The organism is Streptomyces goshikiensis, from assembly GCF_014650555.1.
Taxonomy (GTDB): Bacteria; Actinomycetota; Actinomycetes; order Streptomycetales; family Streptomycetaceae; genus Streptomyces; species Streptomyces goshikiensis.
Window position 1 is genome coordinate 1 of record NZ_BMVE01000034.1, and the last position, 3478, is coordinate 3478.

At 71.3% G+C, this 3478-nt stretch carries 1 protein-coding gene; it reads left to right on the forward strand.

Going from position 1 to position 3478, the window contains the following annotated elements; all coding sequences use genetic code 11:
- Positions 1 to 33 precede the first annotated feature (33 nt).
- On the forward strand, positions 34 to 3478 hold a 3445-nt coding region (locus tag IE248_RS36990), incomplete at its 3' end, for a type I polyketide synthase (protein WP_229895811.1).

Genomic DNA, 3478 nt, shown 5'->3' on the forward strand with positions numbered 1-3478 from the left:
TGGCGTTCGTTGGGTGTGGTGCCGGATGCGGTGGTGGGGCATTCGCAGGGGGAGATCGCTGCGGCGGTGGTGGCGGGTGGCCTGTCGTTGGAGGACGGGGCCCGTGTCGTGGTGCTACGTGCACGGTTGATCGGGCGTGAGCTGGCGGGCCATGGCGGGATGGCGTCGGTGGCGTTGCCAGTGGCGGTGGTGGAGGAGCGCCTGGCGCGGTGGGCGGGGCGTCTGGGTGTGGCGGTGGTCAACGGCCCGTCGGCCACCGTGGTCGCCGGTGACACGGATGCGGTGGCGGAGTTCGTGGCGGGATGTGAGACGGAGGGGGTGCGGGCGCGGCGTCTGCCGGTGGACTATGCCTCGCACTCGGCGCATGTGGAGACGCTGGCAGCCGAGCTGGAAGTGATCCTGGCCGACGTCCGTCCCCGGGCCGGCGAGATCCCGTTCTACTCGACGGTGGAAGCCGCGGCGATCGACACGGCGTCGTTGGATGCGGGGTACTGGTTCGGGAATCTGCGTCGGCCGGTGCGGTTCCAGGAGACGGTCGAGCAGCTGCTCGCGGACGGTTTCCCGGTGTTCGTGGAGTGTGGTGCGCACCCGGTGCTGACAGCTGCGGTCCAGGAGACGGCGGAGTCCGTGGGCCGGCAAGTGTGCGCGGTCGGTTCCCTGCGCCGCGAGGAGGGAGGTCTGCGTCGTTTCCTGACCTCGGTGGTGGAAGCCTTCGTCCAGGGCGTCGACGTCACCTGGCCCGCCCTCTTCGACGACACCGGTGCGCGTCTCGTCGACCTGCCCACCTACCCCTTCCAGCACCAGCGTTACTGGCTTGAGTCGCGTCCTTCTGCGGCGGTTGTTCCGTCGGGGACGCAGGACGGTCTGTCGTACGAGGTGACGTGGAAGAGTCTGTCGTTGCCGGAGTCGGTGCGTCTTGACGGCCGATGGCTGCTCGTCGTACCCGAGGACCTGGACGCGGACGGCACACGCATCGCCCACGACGTCGAGCAAGCCCTCACCACCCACGGCGCCACCGTGCACACCCTTGCTCTTGACCCCGCCACAGCGGACTTCGACGGCCGTTTCAGCAGGATGTTCGAGGAAGCAACGGACGTCACGGGCATCCTGTCACTCCTCGGACTGGCTGTGGGCCCGCACCCGGAGCACGGGGAGGTGCCGCTCGGGGTAGCCACGTCGCTGACGCTGACGCGCCAAGCCCTGGCTGGGTTCGGTGTTCCGGTGTGGGTGGTGACGCGGGGTGCGGTGTCCGTCGTGCCTGGTGAGGTGCCGGAGACGGCGGGTGCGCAACTGTGGGCGCTCGGCCGGGTTGCCGCTCTCGAACTCCCCGACCGCTGGGGTGGTCTGATCGACCTCCCGGCGGACACGGATGCGCGGTCGGTGGGTCTGGCGGTGCGGGCGCTGGCCGCCGGGATCGCGGCCGGTGAGGATCAGCTGGCGGTGCGGCCCTCGGGCGCCTACGGCCGGCGTCTCGTACGAGCCACCGCCCGCCGGGGACGGAAGGACTGGCGCCCGCAGGGCACGGTGCTGCTGGCCGGGGACCTCGATGCCGTCGCTGAGCCGCTGGTCCGATGGCTGCTCACGGACGGCGCGGACCACGTTGTACTCGCCGATCCCGCCCTGACCGAACTCCCGGCCGCGCTCGCGGACGTGGCTCAGCGCGTGACGACCGCTGCGGCGCCCGACCTCGCGGACCGTGCGGTCCTCGCCGCCCTCGTCACCGAGTACGCCCCTGCCATGGTGGTCGTCGTTCCGCCCGCGGTGGAGCTCGCTCCGCTCGAGAGCACGAGCCCGGCCGATCTCGCGGCGGCCGTCGCCGCCAAGTCCGCTACCGCCGCGCACTTCGACGCACTGCTCGACGGGCCACACGCACCGGAACTGGTACTGATCTCCTCGGTCGCGGGGATCTGGGGTGGTGTCCGGCAGGGCGCGTACGCCGTCGGCGCCGCTCACCTCGATGCCCTGGCCGCCCGCCGCCGGGCCCGGGGTCTGCCGACGGTCTCCGTCGCGTGGACGCCCTGGGCGGGTTCCGTTATCGCGGACGGCTCTGCCGCCGAGTCGATGCGGCAGTACGGCATCGCTCCGCTGGAGCCCCAGACGGCGCTCGCGGAGCTGAACCGGGCGCTGGGCAGCGGCACGGGCGACGCCGCGGTGGCCGACGTCGACTGGGAACAGTTCCTGGCGTCCTTCACCTCCGTACGTCCCACCGTCCTCTTCGACGAGCTGCCCGAGGTGCGCCGTCTCCGTCAGGCGGAGGCGGCGGCCATGGCGGACCAGGCCGCCCGGATCGGTGCCCCCGGCGGCACAGAGCTGGCGCGCTCCCTGCGCGACAAGCCCCGGAACGCCCAGCGAAAGGCCCTCCTGGAGCTGGTCACTGCCCATGTGGCGGCCGTACTGGGTGAGGGCGCTCCCGACGCGATCGACCAGAGTCGGGCGTTCAAGGACATCGGCTTCACCTCCATGACCGCGATGGAACTGCGCAACCGGCTCAAGGAGGCCACCGGGCTCACCCTTCCGGCCTCCCTCGTCTTCGACCACCCCCATCCCCGCGCACTCGCCGACCATCTGCGCGAGGAACTACTGGGCGAGGACGATGCGGAACGCACCGACTCCGAGCCGAACACCCCGAGCGGTCCGCCTCCGGCGGGCCAGGACGAGCCGATCGCCATCATCGGCATGGCCTGCCGCCTCCCCGGTGACGTCGGGACACCCGACGAGCTCTGGGAGCTGCTCGAAACCGGCCGCGACGCCATTACGGACCTGCCCGTCAACCGGGGGTGGGACGTGGCGGGCCTGTACGACCCGGATCCGGACGCGGCGGGGCGCGCCTACGTCCGTGAGGGCGGCTTCCTCCACGACGCGGGGGAGTTCGACGCGGGGTTCTTCGGCATCTCGCCGCGTGAGGCCCTGGCGATGGACCCACAACAGCGAATCATCCTGGAACTCGCCTGGGAATCGTTCGAACGTGCGGGCCTGGACCCGGCCGGCCGACGCGGCAGCCGTACCGGCGTGTTCATGGGAACCAACGGCCAGCACTACATGCCGCTGCTGCAGAACGGCAGCGAGAGCTTCGACGGCTACCTCGGCACCGGCAACTCGGCCAGCGTCATGTCGGGCCGCATCTCGTACACCCTCGGCCTGGAGGGGCCGGCGCTGACGGTGGACACGGCGTGTTCGTCGTCGCTGGTCGCGCTGCATCTGGCGGTGCGGGCGCTGCGCAGTGGTGAGTGCGACCTCGCCCTCGCGGGCGGTGCGACAGTGATGTCGACGCCGGAGGTGCTCGTGGAGTTCTCCCGGCAGCGAGCAGTCGCCGCCGACGGCCGCTGCAAGGCGTTCTCCGCCTCCGCCGACGGCTTCGGACCGGCTGAGGGTGCGGGCGTACTGCTCGTCGAGCGCTTGTCGGATGCGGTGCGTCATGGGCGTCGGGTTTTGGCGGTGGTGCGTGGTTCGGCGGTGAATCAGGACGGTGCGAGCAATG